General features: G+C 65.4%; 17 protein-coding genes. 7 read left to right on the plus strand and 10 right to left on the minus strand.

What is annotated here, in order from left to right; translation table 11 throughout:
* Window positions 1-163 precede the first annotated feature (163 nt).
* From XCSCFBP4642_RS24895 to XCSCFBP4642_RS0114570, 5 genes are all read right to left on the minus strand, one after another.
* Window positions 164-1,303, minus strand: a complete 1,140-nt coding sequence (locus tag XCSCFBP4642_RS24895; protein ID WP_033898392.1) for a lysozyme inhibitor LprI family protein — start codon at window positions 1,301-1,303, stop codon at window positions 164-166.
* Between the two features lie 26 nt (window positions 1,304-1,329).
* Complete coding sequence (locus tag XCSCFBP4642_RS24900) at window positions 1,330-2,982, minus strand: hypothetical protein (RefSeq protein ID WP_053329639.1); 1,653 nt, start codon at window positions 2,980-2,982, stop codon at window positions 1,330-1,332.
* A 123-nt stretch (window positions 2,983-3,105) separates the two neighbouring features.
* Window positions 3,106-3,594 (minus strand): HNH endonuclease family protein, encoded by a 489-nt coding sequence (locus XCSCFBP4642_RS25910; RefSeq protein ID WP_152527278.1) that lies wholly within the window; start codon window positions 3,592-3,594, stop codon window positions 3,106-3,108.
* Window positions 3,591-4,883, minus strand: coding sequence for an AAA family ATPase (locus XCSCFBP4642_RS0114565; RefSeq protein WP_029220439.1), 1,293 nt, complete (start codon window positions 4,881-4,883; stop codon window positions 3,591-3,593). Before XCSCFBP4642_RS0114565 ends, XCSCFBP4642_RS25910 begins: the two co-directional genes overlap by 4 nt.
* A gap of 85 nt (window positions 4,884-4,968) precedes the next feature.
* A complete protein-coding gene (locus tag XCSCFBP4642_RS0114570; RefSeq protein ID WP_029220440.1) occupies window positions 4,969-5,442 on the minus strand; it encodes a DUF3574 domain-containing protein in 474 nt (157 codons plus the stop codon).
* A gap of 210 nt (window positions 5,443-5,652) precedes the next feature.
* Here XCSCFBP4642_RS0114570 and XCSCFBP4642_RS0114575 point away from each other — a divergent pair, with 210 nt between their 5' ends.
* The 4 genes from XCSCFBP4642_RS0114575 to otsA all read left to right on the plus strand — a co-directional run bounded on the left by XCSCFBP4642_RS0114575 (window position 5,653) and on the right by otsA (window position 12,267).
* Window positions 5,653-8,088, plus strand: a complete 2,436-nt coding sequence (locus XCSCFBP4642_RS0114575; protein ID WP_029220441.1) for a TonB-dependent receptor plug domain-containing protein — start codon at window positions 5,653-5,655, stop codon at window positions 8,086-8,088.
* 230 nt (window positions 8,089-8,318) lie between these two features.
* Window positions 8,319-9,077 (plus strand): trehalose-phosphatase, encoded by a 759-nt coding sequence (gene otsB / locus XCSCFBP4642_RS0114580; RefSeq protein ID WP_029220442.1) that lies wholly within the window; start codon window positions 8,319-8,321, stop codon window positions 9,075-9,077.
* A 47-nt stretch (window positions 9,078-9,124) separates the two neighbouring features.
* Window positions 9,125-10,903, plus strand: coding sequence for a glycoside hydrolase family 15 protein (locus XCSCFBP4642_RS0114585; protein WP_029220443.1), 1,779 nt, complete (start codon window positions 9,125-9,127; stop codon window positions 10,901-10,903).
* On the plus strand, window positions 10,900-12,267 hold the full coding sequence (gene otsA / locus XCSCFBP4642_RS0114590; RefSeq protein WP_029220444.1) for an alpha,alpha-trehalose-phosphate synthase (UDP-forming): 1,368 nt from the start codon (window positions 10,900-10,902) through the stop codon (window positions 12,265-12,267). The genes XCSCFBP4642_RS0114585 and otsA overlap by 4 nt, the downstream gene beginning before the upstream one ends.
* 221 nt (window positions 12,268-12,488) lie before the next feature.
* Here the strand turns inward: otsA and XCSCFBP4642_RS0114595 are convergent, their stop codons facing one another.
* Window positions 12,489-12,788 carry a hypothetical protein gene (locus XCSCFBP4642_RS0114595; RefSeq protein WP_152527279.1) on the minus strand — a complete coding sequence of 100 codons (300 nt, stop codon included), beginning with the start codon at window positions 12,786-12,788 and terminating at the stop codon, window positions 12,489-12,491.
* Between the two features lie 306 nt (window positions 12,789-13,094).
* Here XCSCFBP4642_RS0114595 and XCSCFBP4642_RS0114600 point away from each other — a divergent pair, with 306 nt between their 5' ends.
* Both XCSCFBP4642_RS0114600 and XCSCFBP4642_RS0114605 read left to right on the plus strand, forming a co-directional pair.
* Window positions 13,095-15,533 (plus strand): membrane-bound PQQ-dependent dehydrogenase, glucose/quinate/shikimate family, encoded by a 2,439-nt coding sequence (locus XCSCFBP4642_RS0114600; RefSeq protein ID WP_029220446.1) that lies wholly within the window; start codon window positions 13,095-13,097, stop codon window positions 15,531-15,533.
* A gap of 547 nt (window positions 15,534-16,080) precedes the next feature.
* The gene (locus tag XCSCFBP4642_RS0114605) at window positions 16,081-17,949 is read left to right on the plus strand and encodes a methyl-accepting chemotaxis protein (protein ID WP_029220447.1); all 1,869 of its coding nucleotides are present in this window, start codon (window positions 16,081-16,083) and stop codon (window positions 17,947-17,949) included.
* A 306-nt stretch (window positions 17,950-18,255) separates the two neighbouring features.
* On the opposite strand, the gene XCSCFBP4642_RS0114610 is transcribed toward XCSCFBP4642_RS0114605, so the two are convergent.
* Genes XCSCFBP4642_RS0114610 through rluD form a run of 4 tightly spaced genes read right to left on the minus strand, consistent with a single transcriptional unit; the run spans window position 18,256 to window position 21,016 of the window.
* Window positions 18,256-18,675, minus strand: a complete 420-nt coding sequence (locus XCSCFBP4642_RS0114610) for a thiol-disulfide oxidoreductase DCC family protein (RefSeq protein WP_029220448.1) — start codon at window positions 18,673-18,675, stop codon at window positions 18,256-18,258.
* 1 nt (window position 18,676) lies between these two features.
* On the minus strand, window positions 18,677-19,183 hold the full coding sequence (locus XCSCFBP4642_RS0114615; protein ID WP_029220449.1) for a DUF4166 domain-containing protein: 507 nt from the start codon (window positions 19,181-19,183) through the stop codon (window positions 18,677-18,679).
* 20 nt (window positions 19,184-19,203) lie between these two features.
* The gene (pgeF, locus tag XCSCFBP4642_RS0114620) at window positions 19,204-20,019 is read right to left on the minus strand and encodes a peptidoglycan editing factor PgeF (protein WP_029220450.1); all 816 of its coding nucleotides are present in this window, start codon (window positions 20,017-20,019) and stop codon (window positions 19,204-19,206) included.
* Window position 20,020: 1 nt separating this feature from the next.
* Complete coding sequence (gene rluD / locus XCSCFBP4642_RS0114625) at window positions 20,021-21,016, minus strand: 23S rRNA pseudouridine(1911/1915/1917) synthase RluD (protein WP_029220451.1); 996 nt, start codon at window positions 21,014-21,016, stop codon at window positions 20,021-20,023.
* Between the two features lie 120 nt (window positions 21,017-21,136).
* Between rluD and XCSCFBP4642_RS0114630 the strand changes: the two genes are divergently transcribed.
* On the plus strand, window positions 21,137-22,018 hold the full coding sequence (locus XCSCFBP4642_RS0114630; protein ID WP_029220452.1) for an outer membrane protein assembly factor BamD: 882 nt from the start codon (window positions 21,137-21,139) through the stop codon (window positions 22,016-22,018).
* Window positions 22,019-22,061: the final 43 nt, after the last annotated feature.

The following is a 22,061-nucleotide window of genomic DNA, read 5'->3' on the forward strand; positions in this document are numbered from 1 at the left end:
GCGATGCGCATGAGCGCCTTAAACGTCTCGCCAATTCCGCAGGGACGCTCCATCCAAACGCGCGGACCACCCGCTCTTAGGCAGGCATCCCAACACACGTTCTACCGTGCAATCCGAAGCAATGGCGCACGGTGCGAAGCACCAGGCGCCATGCGCCGGGCCTTCAACCAGCGAAGTTCAGCCGCGCATTCACCCAGGCCGCCACGATCGCAGCGGCCGTCTCCTGGGCCTGTCTTTCCGGCAAGCGCTTTTCGCGCACCAGCCATGCGGCGGTATCTGCGCGCACCTTCGGCAGCAGCGCGCGCACCGCCTTGCGATCTGCGGCGGGCCAATCACTATCATCGCCGCTCCAGGCGGCAATCGCCTCGTCCGGGGCATCTCTGTAGCGCTTGCGCAAGGCCGGTTGCAGATACAGCAGCGGCGACACCGATGCGCGCAGCGCAATCACCCCCCACTCGGCGTCACTGGCGTAGCAGATGGGGCCGGCATCCTTGCCCACTGCCTCGATCAAGGAATCGAAACCATCGTCCAGCCGCTTCCAGCTGGCCAGCGCGAACAGCCCGCCCGGCGCCTCGCAGACCGGGGCGAACGAATCGCGCGTGGATCCGTACAACGGCCCGAATGCCTCGTACGCCGGCTCGCCCAACGCCGCGAAGATGAAGCAATGCACATAGGCACGGTTGCCGCTGCCATCGCGCTCGATCCACATGCGCAACAGCAGGAGCACCTTGCTCGGATCCTGCGCATCAGGGCCTGCCCCGGCATGGTCCAGCAGCGAAGCGGCAAAATCGTCGACCTCGCGCAAGGCCTTGCTCGCGCTATCGAAGCGCGCTGTCGCCAGTGCGGCATCCACGCCGGCCGCCGGCACGAACTGATGCAGATACGCCAGCCACGCCAACGCCAGCGGAGCGTCGTAAGCCTGCAACTGGCGCGCTGCCTCGGCAGGCCTGGCGGGAATGCCGGCGATGCTGCGGTCCAACACCTGTTGCTGGGCGGTGAGGGCCTTGGTCAGCGCATCGGCCCTGGTGGTGAGGCTGCGCTGCAGGCAGTCGTCCGGCTTGGCGTCCTGCGCGCAGGTATTGCGCTGCCGCAGCCAGACGCGTTGCTGATCAGGTATGCCGGCCACTGCGGTGCGCGGCGTGGTCTGCACCAGTTCCTGGTAACGCTCATCCAGCTGCTCGTCCAGCAGGCCAAGCGCCGGCACCGCGCACAGGCGTTTTTCTACCGGTGTGCTTGCCCGCTTGCAGTCGAACGACGCTGCCCACGCGCTGTTGGCACCCAGTACCAACGCAGTGCCACGCAACCACTACAGCGCGCATGATCGGCGCGTCATTGCACAGCCTGCTTGCGCGCCGGCAGCAGCGACAGCAGTGACAAGGTCACTGCCAGCGCAACGTAGGCGCCGACGAACTGCCAGCTGATCACCCGCGCCAGCCCCTGCAGCGACCAGGGCAGATAGATGCCACCGCGCGGGTCTACCGAGTGGATCAACCCGAACAGGGTCAGCCCCGCGGCGACCAACAGAAACACTGCGCCGCGTCGCAACCTGCCATCGATCATTGCCGCCACCGTGGCGATCCACAGCATCGCAGTGATGATGAAGCCGTTGCCCAGCGCAAAGATCACCGCCAGTTCCGGCAGGCCATGGCCATCCACCTGCGTGGTCAGCGCCACCAGTTGATCCGGCGCGATCCAGCCCGGCGCCTTGATGGTCAGCAAGTACGCCACCGACGGCAGGAACCCCAGCACCATGGCACCGGCATGCTGCCGGGGCGTGGCCTGGAACGCCTGGGTGGTGATGTCGATGGACACGTACACGATGATCGGCGCCAGCACCGCCAGCGGCAGCCACTGCACCAAGCCGCTGATGATGCCCAGCATGCCGCCGATGCCGACGAACAGGCCGGTCAGCAGCGTGTAGCCCGAGCGCGCGCCCATGTGCTTGTACGCGGGCTGGCCGATGTAGGGTGTGGTCTGCGCCACACCGCCGCAGACGCCGGCCACCAATGTGGCGAAGGCTTCCACCAGCAGGATGTCGCGGGTGCGGTAATCGTCGCCGGCCGCACGTGCGCTCTCGCTGACGTTGATGCCGCCCACCACCATCAACAGGCCGAATGGCAGCAGCAATGGCAGATACGCCACCGTGGCCGGCAATCCATCGATGAACCCCAGGTTCGGCAGCGGTAGCACGATCTGCGGCGCCGTCCAGGCCGGCACGGCAAAGCCCGGCGCGCCCAGCCCTGCTAGGCCAAGCCCGTAATACAACGCAGTGCCGATCACGAAGGCCACCAGCACCCCTGGCAGCTTGGTCGGCAAGCGGCCCTTGGCCAGCAGCACGTACAACAGCAGGCCCAACGTGACGAAGCCAGCCACCGGCGAACGCAGGGTTTCCAGCAGCGGCAGCAGGCCCATCAGCACCAGCGCGATGCCGGCGATGGAGCCGAGCAAGGCCGCACGCGGCAACGCGCGCGTCACCGCCTCGCCCACGAACGACAGCACCAGCTTGAGCAGGCCCATCACCACCAGTGCGGCCATGCCGAGCTTCCAGGTAGCGATCGCGGCGGCCTGCGGGTCCAGCCCCTGCGCCTTGAAACCGGCAAACGCCGGGCCCAGCACCAGCAGCGCCATGCCGATGCTAGTGGGCGCATCCAGGCCCAGCGGCATTGCAGTGACGTCCTCGCGCCCGGTGCGGGCGGCCAGCCGCCGCGCCATCAAGGTGTAGAGCAGGTTGCCCACCAGCACCCCGAAGGCGGTGCCGGGGAACATGCGCCCGAACACCACCTCGGCGGGAAACTGGAAGATGCCCACCAGCGCCATCGCAATGAAGCCCAGGATGGAGAGATTGTCGACCACCAGGCCGAAGAAGCCATTGAGGTCGCCGGCGACGAACCAGCGCGGCGAGGCCGCAGGACGCGAAGAAGAAGCNGGGGGGGGGGGGGGGGGGGGGACAGGCGATGGTAGCCGCTGCTTGGCCCACGCGATAGCAAGGGGTGCTAAAGCAACCCCATGCCGCTCTGCCTCAGCATGCACAAAGGGCGAGTATCGCTGCAGAAAGTTTGCAGTGATGTCGCCTTGAAAATACTCCTGAAAATGCCGCGCGCGCAATTATCGATTAATCAAATTATCAAGATCCACTCGCTCAATTGTCTTGACCACCCGCGCCATATCTTCCGCATCGATGTCAGGACTCGGATACACCTGCCCAGTCACAAGCTCCAATCTGAACCATCCTGCTGGCAGCACAAACGGGTCAAGAACGTCTTCAAAATCGCACTTGCGCGCGTTGACAATTGCGCTTGCCAGGCGGAAGTTCGCCCACTCGTAGGCCTGCCTAGGCAACTTCGACTTGGCCACAAAATGATCGGCAGTCACACCTCCCACGGCGCGCTCGATACGGACCGCCAAATAAGCGCAGGTCTGATTGTACTCGCGGTAAAGGTCATCAAGGCACTCACGCCAAAAAGTACTGAGCGTCTGTCCTGCAGCCAATGGCACATCTGGATCAATGCGTTTGCGCCGCATTGCCCTTATGCCTCGAGTCCGCACCTTGCGATCGAAGTCACGCGGTTCTGGACGTGCGTCGACAGGAATCATGGCAACCATCCCTTTTTCTCGCCCACGAACCGCCAGCGCATCCAGAAAGGATCAGTATCTCCAAGTACCTTCAGCAAATCACTGTGTATTGCTCTCGCGTCCGCCTTGCTAAATCGCTCGCTCCTCATTGCCAGTGCCGCTCGCTCAATCGCACTCTCGGCCTCAATCGAACGCGACGAGCGGAGGTCGAAGGCCTCGCTGGTCAACCAGTTTCCTGCCTCACCACGCAACACGAATGGTCGTTGCTGGAGTACAACAGCCTGATGGTTGTCAGTCGCTTTAAAGTCCAAGTCAAACCATGCATCCTCGTTTGCATCGAAGACAGGCTCAACTGATGCCATGACGAGAGGAGAATGCGTAGCCGCAATCACCTGTACACCCGCATTGCTGGCGAGAGATCTCATCACTTCCAGCAGTGCGGCGACAATACGCCGTTGCCACTTGGGATGCAGATGGCACTCGATCTCATCAACCAAGAAGGTGACCTGACGTGTGGGTTCCCCCCCGATCAGCGCGGTAGCCTGCAAGTGCTCCTCCCAGGTCCAAACCAAAAGATAGGCAAGGGCTAAGATGCGGCGAAGTCCTGCGGATGCGTGCAACACCGGCACGTCCTGTCCATAAGGCATGCGTATCGTCGGAATATCGCGTGCATCGTCCAGGCTGATGCGTGTCAGAAGACCCGGTTCGATAAGATCCGATGTTGTTGGCGACAGAGAAGAGAGCACCGCCTGAAGGCGATTGAAGGCATCTCCTCGCTCCTTTTGCCAGCTTGCCCAATCGGCAATCAGACCGTTACACAACACCCGTCCATCAGAGTCCCTCAAACCATCCCAGATTTCCTGTGTGGAGAATACGTAGGCAGGAGGACGGTCCTGCACATCCACATTCCCCTTCTTACGCCAATAGTTACGCGCCGGATCCCATGCAGCAAAGCTGCCGTCAGCTTGGGCGTAAAGAACCAATCCAGGATTGACCGGGCGTCCAGCTGCTCCGGTCCAAGCCTGAGCCTTGCGGTCGAACCTGCTTTCGTAGGTGACGGACTTTGACTTACCGGTCACCGAAAAGATGATCGACGCTGACTTGTCAGTGTGAGGCTTGGCGGGTAACCCCATAGACAGACGGCGATTCAACTCCCCCGGCCATTTGCGCGTGAGCGACCACCATGCGATGTCCAACAGGAAGCTCTTCCCCAGGCCGTTGTCACCGGTCAATAGATTCAGGCGACGGCCAAATGTCAGCTCCATCGAAGAAGCTGGGCCGACATTGCGCAATGAGAGCTGTTCGATCATGGGGTGAGTTTACCGCTTCCGCAAATTTTGCTCGCCCACCTCAGGGCCGAAGCCGAGCCGGTGGATCGCACTGCGGATCGCCGATTCAGAATGACACTTCCACCGGCTGCCGCGACCACAGCACCGACTGGTGCCCGGTGGCCTGCTTCCAGGCCAGCCGGATCGCCTCGATGTCGCGGCGCCGCTGCAGAGTGTCTTCATGCAGGATCACCAGCACCTTGGTGCCCAGCCGGTTCGGCTCCTTGGCACCGCGGAACAGCCACTGGCCATAGGCATCGAACACGGTCAGCCCGTCCGGGAAGCGCGGCGTCACTTCCTTGTCCAGGAATGCGCGCCACTGCGCCTGGCCGATGGTGCGGGTCTGCGGGCGGTCCGCCGGGCCGGTTTCCTCGCCCACGCCGAAGTAGAGTTCGCTACGCACCCAACCGTGCGCCGCAGCCGGCCGCGCCGCATCGCCCTGCAGACTGGCGGTGGTCGAGGCCGGTGCGCTGGCAGGCGTGGTCGCGCAGGCGCTCAGGGCCAGCACGGCGGCAAACAGGCAGGATGGCAGCAACTTCATCGACTTCTCCACAACGGGTTCGGGGGCAGGCTCATGCGTTCCGGACATCAGCTATGCCGGCGTGCGCGCACTGTGCCATCTCGCACGGGCCTGAACAACGCGATAATATCTCTCCATCCGAATGAATGTGAACAATCCGCCCCTTGCGCCCCAGCCCGGCAGGATGCCGACCTCGCGGCGCGTGTCGTTGCAGTTGCAGGAGTAAAGAGCATGACCCGCCCCACCCTTTCGGTTATCGGCCTGGCCATCGCCGCCGTGCTAAGCGTCAACGCGCAGGCCCAGCAGTCCGATCCTGGCGCCACCACCCTGGACACGGTGATCGTCACCGGCACCCGTGCCAGCGACCGCACCGTGCTGGAATCGACCGTGCCGGTGGACGTGCTCACCGCCGAAGACATCCGCAAAGCCGGCGTGGTCAATGGCGAGCTGGGCAGCGCGCTGCAGGCGCTGCTGCCCTCGTTCAACTTCCCGCGCCAATCCAACTCCGGCGGCGCCGACCATATCCGCGCCGCGCAACTGCGCGGGCTCTCGCCCGACCAGGTGCTGGTGCTGGTCAACGGCAAGCGCCGCCACACCTCGGCGCTGGTCAATACCGACAGCAAGATCGGCAAGGGCACCACGCCGGTGGACTTCAATTCCATCCCGATCAATGCGATCAAACGCATCGAAGTGCTGCGCGACGGCGCTGGCGCGCAGTACGGCTCCGATGCCATTGCCGGCGTCATCAACGTGATCCTGGACGACAACCCCGAGCGCGGCGAGCTGGAGGCCAGCTTCGGCGCCTACAACACCGACGTGGAGCCGATCGATCGCCGCGTCACCGACGGCCAGACCAGCTACGCCAGCGCCAAGGTCGGCTCGCTGCTGGGCGACGACGGTGGCTTCTTCAAGGTGGGCCTGGAGCTGAAGAACCGCGAAGCGACCAACCGCGCCGGCTTCGACCAGATTCCGCCGTTCGAAGAGCAGACCCCGGCCAACCTCGCCTTGGCTGGCCGGCGCAATTACGTGCTCGGCGATGGCGCCACCAAAGGCTTGAACGCCTGGCTCAATACCAAGATCCCCTTCAGCGCCACCGGCGAGTTCTACGCCTTCGCCACCTACAACCAGCGCGACACCGAAGGCGCCAACTACTTCCGTTACCCGGACGGCAGCGCCAACTGGCGCGAGCTCTATCCCAATGGCTACCGGCCGATTTCCGAAGGCGAGAACCGCGACCTGCAGGCAGTGGCCGGCGCACGTGGGCAGCTCGGCAGCTGGGACTACGACGCCAGCGTCAACTACGGCCGCAACGACTTCACCTACCGGCTGCGCAATTCGCTCAACGCCTCGCTGGGGCCGACCAGCACCACGCGCTTCAAGACCGGCGATTTTGCCTTCGCGCAGACCGTGGGCAACATCGACCTGACCCGCGTATTGGATGCCGCCGGTGCCACCCACACCTTCGGCACCGGTGCCGAATTCCGCCGCGAGCAGTACCGCACCCACGCCGGTGACCCGGCCAGCTACGCGGCCGGCCCTTTCACCGACCGCCCCACCGGCTCGCAGGCCGGCGGCGGCCTCACCCCGCAGGACGAGGCCGACCTGTCGCGCAATGTCGCCAGCGCCTACGCCAACGTCTCCAGCCAGTTCGGCGACAAATTCTCCACCGACCTGGCCGGCCGCTACGAGCACTACCAGGACTTCGGCAGCCAGTGGACCGGCAAGCTGGCCGCGCGCTACGCGTTCGCGCCGGCGTTCGCCCTGCGTGGCGCGATCTCCAACAATGTGCGCGCGCCCTCGCTCAGCCAGATCGGTTACGAAGCCACCTCCACCGGCTACGACGCCGCCGGCCGGCTGACCCAGGGCCGCCTGCTGTCGGTCAACAACCCCATCGCGCGCGGACTCGGCGCCACCGATCTGAAGCCGGAAAAATCGGTCAATTACAGCCTGGGCTTCACCAGCCAGCTGGGCGACCACTTCGACCTGTCGCTGGATTTCTTCCGGATCGACATCGACGACCGCATCGCCCTATCAGAAGACATCACCGGCGATGCGCTGACCAGCTTCGTGCAGCAGAACTACGGTGTCACCGGCGTGCAGAGCGCCAGTTACTTCCTCAATGCCGCAGACACCCGTACTCGCGGCGCCGAGCTGGTGGCCAACTGGCGCCAGTACGCCTTCGGCGGCGACCTGCTGCTGACCGGCACCTATAGCTACGCCAAGACCGAGCTGGAAAACATCATCGCCACGCCGGCGCAGTTGCTCGCCCTGAACCCGGAGTACGTGCTGTTCGGCGTGGAAGAGAGCAACACGCTCACCGATGCCGCACCGCGCACGCGCGCCGCGCTGGCGACCAACTGGAGCAACCAACGCTGGAATCTGCAGACCCGCGTGAACCGCTATGGCAGCGCCACCCGCGTGTTCGACTTCGGCGGCGGCTTCGTTCCGCGCCAGACCTACGGCGCCGAATGGCAGCTGGACCTGGAAGCCGAATACCACCTGGACACGCAGTGGACGCTGGCCATCGGCGGGCAGAACATTCTGGACAACTACTCGGACCGCTCCATCGATGACATCGCCTACTTCGGCAACCTGCCGTACGACGTGCTGTCGCCGATCGGCAGCAACGGCGCGTACTGGTATGGGCGGGTGCGGTATACGTTTTGAGCTACAGCGAATGTTTTAAAGTCCCTCTCCCCTCAGGGAGAGGGGTTGGGGTGAGGGTACGGGGCGAAGCCCTCGTGCAGCCAAACTCCAACAGGCTTCGCCCGTACCCTCATCCGCCCCTGCGGGGCCCCTTCTCCCCCATGAAGGAGGACAATGTCCCGAAGGGAAAAGGGGGTAATCCCCGCCGTTCCATAACCTGAATCTCACACTGCGTTGCGCACACTGCCCTGATGGCAGACGTGTATTCCCCCCTTCCGTCGCCGCCATTGCTGGACGATGCCTGCGCATTGTTCCTGGACGTGGACGGCACCTTGATCGACTTTGCCGACAGCCCCGAGGCGGTGCGGCTACTGCCTGAGGTGCGTGCGGCCATCGGCCGCCTCAGTGTGCGGCTCGATGGCGCCATCGCGCTGGTCAGCGGGCGGCCGCTGGTACAGCTCGACACCCTGTTCGCACCGCTGATCCTCCCGGCCGCCGGCCTGCACGGCCACGAGCTGCGCAGCGACGCCGCGGCGCGCGCGGCGATGCCGCAGGATACGTCCGAGTGGCTGCATGGTCTGCATCAACGCGCCGCCGCGCTCACCCACCGGCATCCCGGCGTGCTGGTCGAAGACAAGGGCGTCAGCGTGGCGCTGCATTGGCGCGCGCAGCCGCTGGCTGGCCCCGACGTGCTCGCCTTCGCGCAGGACGAAATCGCCCAGCTTTCCGGTTACCGCCTGCAGCCTGGCGATCATGTCGTGGAGTTCGTGCCCGAAGGCAGCAACAAGGGGCTGGCGGTAGAACAGCTGATGCAGCAAGGCGCTTTCGCCGGCCGAACCCCGGTGTTCGTGGGCGACGATCTCACCGACGAATTCGGGTTCGAGGCTGCCAACCGGCTCGGCGGCTGGAGCGTGCTGGTGGGCGACCGTGCCCAGACCAGCGCGCGCTATCGCGTGCCAGGCACGGCTGCCGTGCATGCGTGGCTGCAACAGAACGCGCGCGGCGCCTGAGCGCCCGCCCTCTCCCTTTCGTCATCGCATAGGAGTGTCGGTACTTCATGACCGAGCCAAACCTGGATCTGGGCGTCATCGGCAACTGCAGCTTCGGCGCATTGGTGGATCGTCAGGCACGCGTGGTGTGGAGTTGCCTGCCCGCCTTCGACGGCGACCCCGCCTTTTGTTCGCTGCTATCGCCCAAGACCGAGGGCGGCGACTTCGCCGTGGAGCTGGAGGATTTCGTCAGCAGCGAGCAGCACTACCTGCCCAATACCGCAGTGCTGCGCACGGTCCTGCGCGACAGCAAGGGTGGCGAAGTCGAGGTGATCGATTTCGCACCGCGCTGGCGCAATAACGGCCGCTTCTATCGGCCGGTGAGCATCATCCGCCAGATCCGTCCGTTGGCCGGCAACCCGCGCATCATCGTGCGTGCGCGCCCGCTGGCCGACTGGGGTGGCCGCACACCCGAGACCACCTGGGGCAGCAACCACATCCGCTGGGTGTTGCCGGAATTCACCCTGCGCCTGACCACCGACGTGCCGGTGCGGTTCGTGCGCGACGGCCTGCCGTTCGTGCTCAGCCACCCGGTCAGCCTGGTGCTGGGCGTGGACGAATCGCTGACCCGCTCGCTCACCGGCTATGTGCAGGAAGCGCAGGAGCGCACCGAAGAATACTGGCGCGAGTGGGTGCGGTATCTGTCGATCCCGCTGGACTGGCAAGAAGCGGTGATCCGCAGCGCGATCACGCTCAAGCTGTGCCAGTACGAAGACAGTGGCGCCATCATCGCAGCAATGACCACCTCGATTCCGGAAGCGCCCAACACCCCGCGCAACTGGGATTACCGCTATTGCTGGCTGCGCGATGCGGCCTTCGTGGTGCGCGCGCTCAATCGCCTGGGCGCCACCCGCACGATGGAGCAGTTCATCGGCTACATCTTCAACATCGCCACCACCGACGGCACCATGCAGCCGCTGTACGGCATCGGTTTCGAGTCGCAGCTGGAAGAGCACGAAGTCGACACCATGGCCGGCTACCGCGGCATGGGCCCGGTGCGACGCGGCAACCTGGCCTGGATCCAGCAGCAGCACGATGTCTACGGCAGCGTGGTCTTGGCATCCACGCAGCTGTTCTTCGACCTGCGCCTGAAGGATCAGGGCGATGCAGACACCTTCCGCCGCCTGGAACCGCTGGGCGAACGCGCCTACGCGCTGCACAACGTGCCCGATGCCGGCCTGTGGGAATTCCGCGGCCGCGCCGAGGTGCATACCTACACCGCGGCGATGTGCTGGGCGGCCTGCGACCGCCTGTCCAAGATCGCCGAGCGACTGGCGTTGCCCGAGCGCAGCAGCTACTGGCGCGAGCGCGCCGAGAGCATCCGCGAGCGCGCGTTGAACGAGGCCTGGAGCGAAGAACGCGGCCATTTCACCGATACGCTCGGCGGCCATCGCCTAGATGCCTCGCTGTTGCTGCTGGCCGATATCGGCATCGTGGATGCCGACGACAGCCGCTTCGTGCGCACGGTCGAAGCGGTGGGCCGCGTGCTCAAGCATGGCGATGCGCTCTATCGCTACATCGCGCCGGACGACTTCGGCGAGCCGGAAACCAGCTTCACCATCTGCACGTTCTGGTACATCGATGCACTGGCGTCCATCGGCCGCAAGGACGAGGCACGTGAATTGTTCGAGCGCATTCTCTCGCGCCGCAATCACCTGGGCTTGCTGTCCGAAGACCTATCGTTCGAGGACGGCGAGGCCTGGGGCAATTTCCCGCAGACCTATTCGCACGTCGGTTTGATCATCGCAGCGATGCGTTTGTCGCGGAGCTGGCAGGAGGCATCATGAGTCGTTTGGTGGTGGTATCCAATCGCGTCGCAGTGCCGGGCGAAACCCGGGCCGGCGGCCTGGCGGTGGGGTTGCTGGCCGCGCTCAAGGAGCGTGGCGGCATGTGGTTCGGCTGGAGCGGCAAGACCGCACGCGGCGACAGCGGCGGCATGCACGAGCAGACCGAAGGCGACATCACCTTCGTCACCATGGATCTCAACAAGCGCGATATCGATTCGTACTACAACGGTTTTGCCAACCGCACGTTGTGGCCGCTGCTGCACTTTCGCCTGGATCTGGTCGACTACGATCGCGCCAAGCGTGAAGGCTATCTGCGCGTCAATCGCCTGTTCGCAGAAAAGCTCGCGCCGCTGCTGAAAGACAGCGATACATTGTGGATCCACGATTACCACATGATTCCGCTGGGCGCGATGCTGCGCGAGCTGGGTGTGGGCTGCAAGATGGGCTTCTTCCTGCACGTGCCGATGCCTTCGGCGGATCTGGTGCAGGCAATGCCCGATCACGCACGCTTGTTCACTACGTTCTATGCATACGACCTGGTGGGCTTTCAGACCCAGCGCGATGCCGAACGCTTCAAGGCGTATGTGCGCCTGTTCGGCGGCGGCCGCATTCTGGAAGGCGATCTGGTCGAAGGTCCGGGCGGGCGGCGATTTACTGCGGCATCTTTCCCCATCGGTATCGACACAGATCTGATTGCCAAACAGGCAAGGGCCTCCGTCAGCAAGCAGGCGGTGCGCGATTTGCGCGAAAGCCTGCGTGGGCGACAGCTCGCCATCGGTGTTGATCGGCTGGATTATTCCAAGGGCCTGCCGGAACGCTTCCAGGGCTTCGAGCGTTATCTGGAACGTTATCCGGATCAATCCGGCAGCCTGACCTATCTGCAGATCGCGCCGGTGTCGCGCGGCGATGTCACCGAATATCGGCAATTGCGCGGTCAGCTGGAACAGATCGCCGGCCATATCAATGGCGGGCATGCGGGGCCGGACTGGACCCCGCTGCGTTACGTCAACCAGAACTTCAGCCACGCAACGTTGACCGGCTTCTATCGCGCCGCATCGGTGGGCCTGGTGACGCCGCTGCGCGATGGCATGAATCTGGTTGCCAAGGAATTCGTGGCTGCGCAGGACGCGGAAAATCCCGGCGTGCTGGTGTTGTCGTTGCTGGCCGGCGCCGCCGACGAAATGAAGGAAGCGCTGCTGGTCAACCCGCACGATCTGGACGGCGTGGCCGATGCGATTGCAACCGCAGCCAGCATGCCACTGGCCAGCCGCATCGAGCGCTGGCATGCGATGATGGACCACTTGCGCAAGAACAATATCAGCCACTGGCGCCAGCGATATCTGCAGGCACTCGCGGAGGTCTGATCCTTCTCCGGTTCGGAGAAGGCCCCGACCTCGCTACAAGCGTTTCCTTGCTTGCTCCGGGAGAAGGTACCCGAAGGGCGGATGAGGGTACGGTTACCAGGGATTTCCAACAGGTGCACCTGAGACCATGCGGGAATTTCAAGCACAGCTTTCAAGCGCCAGCGCTTAAACCATCGCAAAGTCAAAGGCTTCCATGCCCTTCGGGCGCGGCTGATTTTTGTCTAGGCAAACGTCACGAGAACCGCTGTTTCCTGGCGCAATCTGGCGCGACACGGCCGCAACAGTGCCACGCGCGGCACGGCGGCCAAACTCGCTTCGCTCAAATAAGGGCGCCTCTTCGGCCACGCGCGACTGCGGTACCCGGCTTGCTTGAGGCGACTGCGTGAGGCCAAAGCAATCGTCGCGCGAAGCAAAGAACACAACAATTCGACATCGACATCGACATCGACATCGACATCGACATCGACATCGACATCGACATCGACATCGACATCGACATCGACATCGATTTTTGCATACATCATCCTTCAGGTGTCATCGCCATTCGCAACCCTGCTCAACTTCCACGCAAATCCGGTGCATCCGCGCGGAGGTTGGAACGGCGGTTCCCACTCCATCACGGACGCGACAGGAGGAAGGGTCTAAAATATCGCCATGATTAGCGCTGAGGACCCTGGGAGGGGCTGCGCGTTCATATCCAGGTCGCCGGCAGTCTTTGCCACGAGCGACCTTTCTCCCTCCACGACTTGTCGCCCGCTGCGGCCCCAAGTCCTTCCTGACATCTGAAAATGACTGATCAATCCTCAACACGTGGGCTAGGCACCCGGTTGCTGGCGGCCTATGCAGTGATGATCGCCGTGCTCGGTGCGGTGCTCGCCTACGAAGGCGGGCGCCTGGTGGCCGTCGGTGGTTCCTGGTACTACCTGCTGGCAGGTATCGCGTTGCTGCTGGCGGGCGTGCTGCTCGCGGCGGGCAAGCGCGCGGGCCTGTGGCTGTTCGGCGCCACCCTGGCCGCCACCATTGCCTGGGCACTGTGGGAAGTGGGCCTGGATGGCTGGGGTCTGGTCCCGCGTCTGGCCTGGATCTCTGTGCTGGGCCTGGTGCTGCTGCCGTTCTGGGGCGTGGCGCGTCGCCGCATGCAGCCGTTATCCGGCGTCAGCTATGCGCTCGTGACCGGCGTACTGCCGATCCTGGGTGCCGCGCTGATCCTGTGGCCGCTTTTGGTGCCGCGCAATGTCGAGCTGGCCGACGCCTCCACGCTGCCGGCCAACAACGCGACGGCCTTCAGCCGCGGCACCGTGCCCAGCCCGGACGGCAACGTGGCGGCCAATCACGACGCCAGCAACTGGACCGCCTATGCCGGCTCCAATCTGTCCAACCACTACACCCCGGGCGCACAGATCACCCCGGAGAACGTGAAGAACCTGAAGATCGCCTGGGAATTCCACACCGGCGACTTGAAGCCGGCCGGCTCCAAGCTAGGCTACGCCTTCCAGAACACCCCGCTCAAGGTCGGCGACCTGCTCTACATCTGCACGCCCACCCAGAAAGTGATCGCGGTGGAAGCGGCCAACGGCAAGGAGCGCTGGCGCTTCGACCCGCAGACCACCCCCAAGGCGATGGCCGGCGTGGCCGCCACCACCTGCCGTGGCGTGTCGTATTACCAGGCGCCGGAAGGCACCGCCGAGTGCCCGACCCGGATCTTCTGGCCGATGGTCGACGGCCGCCTGGGCGCGCTGGATGCGCAGACCGGCAAGCTGTGCGCCAACTTCGGCAGCAACGGCTATGTGGACCTCAATGTCGGCACCGGCAACACCAAGCCGGGCTTTGTCGGCCCGACCTCGCCGCCGGTGGTGATGCGCGGCGTGGTGATCCAGCCCACCGGCCAGGTGCGCGACGGCCAGGAAGGCGATGCGCCGTCCGGCGTGGTGCGCGGCTTCGATGCACTGACCGGCCAGCTGCGCTGGGCCTGGGACCTGGGCAACCCGGCGATCACCAACGAGCCGCCCGCCGGCCAGACCTATACTCGCTCCACCCCGAACGTGTGGTCGCTGATGGCCGCCGACGACGAACTGGGCCTGGTGTATCTGCCGACCGGCAATGCCTCGGGCGATTTCTTCGGCAAGGGCCGCACTCCGCAGGACGAGGAATACACCGCCTCGCTGGTGGCCGTGGATGCGGCCACCGGCAAGGAGCGTTGGCACTTCCGCACCGTCAACCACGACCTGTGGGATTACGACATCGGCCCACAACCGAACCTGGTCGACTGGCCGGTCGCTGGAGGCGCTACCCGTCCTGCGGTGATCCAGGCCACCAAGTCCGGCCAGGTATTCGTGCTGGACCGCGCCACCGGTGCGCCCTTGATGCCGGTCAAGCAGATCCCGGTGCCGCAGGGCACCGATCACGGCGACTGGACCGCGGCCACGCAGCCGATCTCGCCGGGCATGCCCAATACCGTGGGTGCGCCAAGCCGTGAGTTCGAAACCATCATCGAATCCGATGCCTGGGGCATGACCCCGTTCGACCAGCTGGCCTGCCGCATCCAGTTCAAGCAGCTGCGCTACGAAGGCATGTTCACTCCCCCCACCCTGCAAGGCTCGCTGGCCTTCACCGGCAACCATGGCGGCATCAACTGGGGCGGCGTTTCGGTCGATCTGCAGCGCGGCATCATGGTGATGAACAGCAATCGCCTGCCCTACACCTTGCAGGTCTATACCCGCGAGAAGATGAACGAGCTGGGCGTGGTCTCTGTGTTCGACGGCAAGAGCAGGACGCCCGGCTACATGGCGCAGAAGGGCCTGGCCTACGGCGCCCGCAAGGAGCCGTGGATGTCGCCGCTCAACACCCCGTGCGTCGCCCCGCCGTGGGGCTATATCGCCGGTGTGGATCTGCGCACGCAGCAGGTGCTGTGGCGCCGTCCGCTGGGCACCGGTTACGACCAGGGCCCGATGGGCATTCCGTCCAAGACCAAGTTCGAGATTGGCACCCCCAACAACAGCGGCTCGCTGACCACCGCCGGCGGCGTGACCTTCATCGGCGCGACCCTGGACAACTTCATGCGCGGCTTCGACACCCGCACCGGCAAGCAGGTCTGGGAGACCCGCGTCCCCGCCGGCCCGCAGGCGGCGCCGATGAGCTACACCATCGACGGCAAGCAATACATCGTGGCCGCGGTCGGTGGACACGACCGCATGGAAACCACGTCGGGCGACAGCGTGATTGCCTGGGCGCTGCCCGACGACACAGGCGCCAAGCCGGCGAAGTAAGCCGGTGTAGTGTCAGCGTATGAGGCATCGATAGACCGGTCATCGTGAGATGGCCGGTTTTCTTTGGAAATCGGGAATCGGGATTCGAGAATGGGAAAAGCGCTTTTGCGTTGCCATTCGGGCTGGGCTGGAGCTGTAATGCGCTCGATCCCCGATTCTCCATTCCCGATTCCCGATTCCCCGCGCTTGGATGCGTGCTCGTGGCCTCGCACCGATGGCGCCACTGGCCATTCCTGGTCGTGTCATGCGATCGGACTGCGTGGCGTCGAGGTCTACGAAGTGTTGACGGCGCCCACTGATATTTCACGTGCATTTTACAATCGCACGACCGTCTCCGGCTGCAAATCACGATTCCGCAGCGCATAGGGTGTAACTGAAACCGCTTCCAACTTAACCACATCGGTGTTTCCAGGGGTCTGGACGACAGATTCCGACGAACGGTGATTTCACGCCATCATGATTCGGGCTCGGCCGCCGATACCCCATAGCAGCCCATGCAGCGCAGGACGCCGCTCCCCACTCCGAATCGCTCAGTTGAACTCAGCCTATGTCACCCTCGCCCGATGCCACCGCCGTCTTCCGCCCGCTCTCTGGCCGGAACCTTGCGCGTGCCAGCACGGCCGCATGGCTGCCTGCCGCCGCACAGATCGGCATGCTGGCCTTGCTGACGCTCTACGCCGCCACGCTGCTGCCCGGCGGTGTCCGGGCCAGTTTGGGCCGCTTGCTACCGGCGCTGCTGGTGCTGGGCGCGGCAAGTGCCGGGCTGTGGTGGTGGACGCGCCGTCGCGGTCTCGCGCAACTGCAACAGGCGATCGGCACGGTGACGGCCATCGGTGACGGGCGCTACCAGCGTCTGGATCTGCGCAACGCCTCCGGCCAACTCGCGCCGTTGCTGCACGCCCTGCAGGCGACCCAGGACAAGCTGGCCATCCGCCTCGATGTGATGGAACAGGGGCTGCGCCACGGCCAGTTCGTGGTCAAGGCGCTGGACGATCTGGACACCATGATCCGCATCGCCGACGACGACGGCCAGGTGCTGTTCGCCAACCGCAAGCTGCTGGCGATGCTCAAGCTGATCGAGCCGGATGTGCAGAGCTTCCGCCCCAGCTTCCATGCCGAAGGCTTTGTCGGCGGCAGCATCGGCGACATCTATCCCGACAGCCAGGCCGCGATCGACCGCATGCGTGCGTTGAACGCGTCCAAGGCGGTACGTGCGCCGTTCTTCGGCCGCCAGATCGACTTCGTGTACAGCCCGATCATCGCCGACGATGGCACCAAGCTGGGCACCATCGCGCAGTGGATGGACGTCACCGCGCAGGTCAATGCCGAGCAGGCGCTGATCCAGATCATCGATGCCGCCGCGGCCGGCGATTTCAGCCGCCGCATGCAGATCGACGGCATGGACGGCATGCTGCTGTCGCTGGCGCAAGGCATCAACCGCATCTACGACTCGGTGGAAACCCACCTGGCCGCCTTGGCGCGCGTGATCGGCGCACTGGCCGAAGGCGACCTCACCCAACGCGTGAAGGGCGATGCGCACGGCATCTTTGCGCGCCTGCGCGACGACACCAACCAGACCGTCACCCGGCTGACCGAGATCATCGGCGGCATCCAGATTGCATCGGACACGATCCGCCGCGCGGCGGTGGAAATCGCCGCCGGCAACACCGACCTGTCCGAACGCACCGAACAGCAGGCCGCCAACCTGGAAGAAACCGCCAGTTCCATGGAGGAACTGACCTCCACCGTGAAGCAGAACGCCGATAGCGCGTTGCAGGCCAACCGCCTGGTGGTGGGCACCGGCGAAGTCGCCCAGAACGGCGGCCAGGTGATGGACGATGTGGTTGCCACCATGGGCCAGATCAGCACCGCCTCGCGCAAGATCGGCGAGATCATCGGCGTCATCGATGGCATCGCGTTCCAGACCAACATCCTGGCGCTCAACGCCGCAGTGGAAGCGGCGCGCGCAGGCGAACAGGGCCGCGGCTTTGCGGTGGTGGCCTCGGAAGTGCGCGCACTGGCGCGCCGCTCGGCCGACGCCGCCAAGGAGATCAAGACGCTGATCGCCGACTCCACCGACAAGGTGGAACTGGGCTCGGGTCTGGTGCACCGCGCCGGCGCGACCATGCGCGAGATCGTCGGCTCGGTGAAGCATGTCACCGACATCATGAGCGAGATCACCTCCGCCAGCGCCGAGCAATCCAGCGGCATCGAACAGGTCAACCGCACCGTGGCGCAGCTGGACGAAGTCACTCAACGCAATGCCGCGCTGGTGGAAGAAGCCACCGCCGCTGCACGCAGCCTGGAAGAACAGGCCGTGGACCTGGCCGATGCGGTGGCGATTTTCCGCCTGCAGTCCGACGCCCGCCCGGGTGCCTCCAACCTGGTACGCGCCAGCTTCCACAACGCGGCATAAGCGCGCGATACAGCGCGTGTCGTAGGAGCGCGCCCGGGCGCGATGAAGCCTTCCCGGCAACGCTCCTCGCGCTCAGGCGCGCTCCTACAACCCATTGGTCAGCATCGCCGGATGCGCCAACCAATCGCCGCGCACGACGCGTCCCACCAAACGCCGTGGCGTACCCGTTCCCTTCGTAGGAGTGCACCCGGGCGCGATGAGGCCTTCCCGGCAACGCTCCTCGCGCTCAGGCGCGCTCCTACAACCCATTGGTCAGCATCGCCGGATGCGCTAGCCAATCGCCGCGCACGACACGCACACAGTGCGTCAGTCCAGAAACCGCGCATGCTGCTCGGGCGTAGGCAGCATGCAGTGGTCGCTGCGGCCGAACCAGCGATAGCGATTGCGTGCGGTCAGGCGATACCCGATATCGCGCAAACCACGCGGTATCACGCGTAACACTGCTGCCAGCCGCCATAGGCCGCCCAGGCCCGCCAGTACCCGCACGATGGCATCGCTGTCGGTCCATGCGCCGCTGTGGTCCACCAGCAGGAACGACAACGGGTTGTTCGGGTCCAGCCCATGCTGCTGCAACAGCGCGCGTCCGGCCCGGCCCTGCATCGCGGCAAAGCGATAACGCCCGCGTCGATCGTGGCGCAGCAGGAACGTGACCCAGCCATTGCACAGCAGGCACACGCCATCGAACACGATGGTAGCCGGCGCGGTACGCATCCCGGCACTGGGCATGTCAGCGTGGCTCAAGCCATCCCTCGTAGCGAATGAACGGTCCCACCAACGGCAGGTGCACGTCGACCAGAAACCCGTAGCGGCCGGCATCGGCATGCTCGCGACAACGCAGCTGTTCGAACCAGCGCGCGGACAGTGGAATCCAGCCGAACGCCCACACGCGTGTGGCCTGCCAATAGAGGGACCGGGCATCGGCACGCAGCGCAAATTCGAACCGTACCGCGCCCAGGTGTTCGCGCAAGGCCGCTCCCTCGCGCCACAGCCGCGAATACATCGGCAGACCGGCAAAGCGCCGGTGCCAGCGCTCGCCCTGCGCATCGACCAGGAACTCCACTTCTACCGCCACCGTGCCGCTGCGCGGCAACCGGCTCAGCAGCGCCAGCAAGGGCACCAGCACATGCCGGCCGCGCCGGATCTGCGCCTGCCCGGCAAAGGTCTGCCGCCGCTGTACCGAATGCAGCGCGCGCACCGGCGCCGGCAATTGCGCGAACGCCTGTTGCCCCAGCACCTGCGCGAACAAGGGCGTGCTCAGGGAGCGATCCACGCCAGCGTGGCCATGCGTCCGCTACGGCGGTCGCGGCGATGCGAGAAAAAGCGCGCCGGGTCGGAAATGGTGCACAGGCCACCGCCGTGGATCGCATCGGCCCGCAGCCCGGCACGCTGCAGACGCAGCCGCGCCAATGCGTACAGATCCACGCGCCAGTGCCCCGCTCGCGTCGCGATGAATGCGTACTGCGCCTGTACGTCCTCGTCGACGAAGGCATCGAAGACGTCCTGGCCGATTTCATAGGCCTGCGGTCCTGCGGCCGGGCCCAGCCAGGCCATCAGCTGCGGCGCCGGTGTCTGCATCGCCGCCACGCTGCGCTCCAGCACGCCATCGGCCAGACCGCGCCAACCGGCATGTGCGGCCGCGATCTCGCTGCCATCGACCGCAGCGAGCACGACCGGCAGGCAATCGGCGGTGAGGATCGCCAGCACCCGCCCCGGCACGTCGGTCACGGCGGCGTCGGCGGTGGGCTCATGCGAGCCCGGCACACCATCGCCCGCAGCGTCCACCTGCGCGCCGGCGCCCGCCGAGACGGCCTCAAGCCGCACGACATCCACCCCATGCACCTGCCGCAACCACTGCGGCGGGCCGGGCAAGGCCAGCGCCTGCACCAGCAACGCGCGGTTGCGCTCCACCCGTTCCGGCGTATCGCCCTCCGGGCTGCTGCGGTTGCCGAGATTGAGTGTGTCGAACGGCGCCTGCGACACGCCCAGGCCATGCCGCAGCGTGGTCAGCGCCCGGATGCGCGGCGGCGCCGGCCAGTGGGCAGGCAGGATGAATGGAGCGGCCACGCTCACCTCAGCGGCGCGCCAATTCGGCCGCGCGTGCGCTGTCGTCGCGCAGCGCGGTCATCAGCCGCTGCAGATCGGCCGGCACCGGCGCGCTGGCACGCACCGGCTCGCCACTGACCGGATGCAGAAATTCCAAGGTTTCGGCGTGCAGCGCCTGGCGCTTGAAGGTGCGTAGCTCGTGCACCAGCTCGTCGGTGGCGCCCTTGGGCAGCTTGAGCGCGCCGCCATACAGCGGGTCGCCGACGATCGGCGATTTCAGATGCGCCATATGCACGCGGATCTGATGGGTGCGCCCGGTTTCCAGCCGGCATTCCAGCGCGGTATGCGCGCGGAAGCGCTCGCGCAGCCGGTAATGGGTGACCGCATCGCGGCCGTCGTCGCGCACCGCCATCTTCAGGCGGTCGCGCGGATGGCGGTCGATCGGGGCATTGGCGGTGCCGCCGGACACCAGCGCCCCGACCACCACTGCCAGATATTGGCGATGCACGTCGCGCGCGGACAGTTGCTCCACCAGCGCGGTCTGCGCCTGCACGGTGCGCGCAACCACCATCACCCCGCTGGTGTCCTTGTCCAGCCGATGCACCACGCCGGCGCGCGGCACCGCCGACAGCGCCGGGTCGCGGAACAGCAGCGCGTTGACCAGGGTGCCGTCTGGATTGCCCGCGCCCGGATGCACCACCAGGCCGGCCGGCTTGTCGATCACCAGCACCTGCTCGTCTTCGTACAACACGTTCAGCGCGATGTCCTGCGGCGCGGCATGGGTCTGGGTTTCCAGCACCACCTGCAGCTGTACGCTCTCGCCGCCGCGCACCGTGTCGCGCGGACGCGCCATGTCGCCGTCCAGCAGCGCATCGCCGGACTTGATCCACTCCGACAGCCGCGAGCGCGAGAATTCGGGGAACAGTTCGGCCAGCACCGCGTCGAAACGCCGTCCTGCGGCGCTGTCGGGCACGACGGCCTGACGGATGGACGGGTCGGTGGGGTCGGCAGAAGGGTCGGACATGGACACGGGTACTCGGGCAAAAACGGGAATTTGAGGGTCCGGGCAGCAGGAGTCAGTCGCCGGACAGGCCACTAGGCTATCATCGCCCTTTCGTTTTCCTGATGCGTCCTGCCCAGACCCATGATCCGACGGTCCACGTTTTCCGCGCCTGCGCGCCTGATTGCCCTCATGCTGGTCATGGCGTTCGTCGTCACCGGCTGCCACCGCGGCGCCAAGGACAAGAATCCCGACGAGGGCATGCCGGTCGAGCAGCTCTATGGCAAGGCCCATGAGCTGATGGAGAAAGGCAACTGGGCTGGCGCCGAAGCCAGCTTCAAACGCCTGCAGGCCCAGTACCCGTACGGGCCGTACACCGAGCAGGCGATGATCGAAAGCGCCTACGCGCAGTACAAGGCCGGCAAGCACGACGACACCGTGTCCAGCGTCGACCGCTTCATCCGGACCTACCCGACCCATCGCAATATCGCCTACCTGTACTACCTGCGCGGGCTGGCCAACAGCAACCGCGACACGGTGTTCCTGCGCCGGGTGTGGTCGCTGGACCCGAGCCGCCGCGACCTGTCGTCGCCACAGCAGGCCTACAACGACTTCAACACCGTCACCGACCGCTACCCGAACAGCCGCTACGCCGCCGATGCGCGCAAGCGGATGATCGAGTTGCGCGACATCTTCGCCCAGCACGAGCTGGACAATGCGCTGTACTACCTGCGGCGCAATGCCTGGGTATCGGCTGCCGGCCGCGCCAACTACCTGCTGGAAACCTATCCGCAGAGCGCCTACCAGTACGATGCGGTAGCGGTGCTGGCCGAGGCTTACACGCATCTGGGCAACAAGACCCTGGCCGCCGACGCGCGCCGCGTGCTCGAACTCAACAGCCCGCAGCACCCGTGGCTGAGCAGCAACTGGCCGAAGTACCCCTGGGCCATCCGCAAGCTCAATCCGTTTGCCGGCGAAAAGTCCGCCGCTACCGGACAGCGCAATGCACAGATGAATCGCGACTAAGATCTTCGACCGTCGCGTGAAGCACAACAAGGGGCCGCAAGGC

Source organism: Xanthomonas cassavae CFBP 4642 (assembly GCF_000454545.1).
Lineage (GTDB): Bacteria > Pseudomonadota > Gammaproteobacteria > Xanthomonadales > Xanthomonadaceae > Xanthomonas > Xanthomonas cassavae.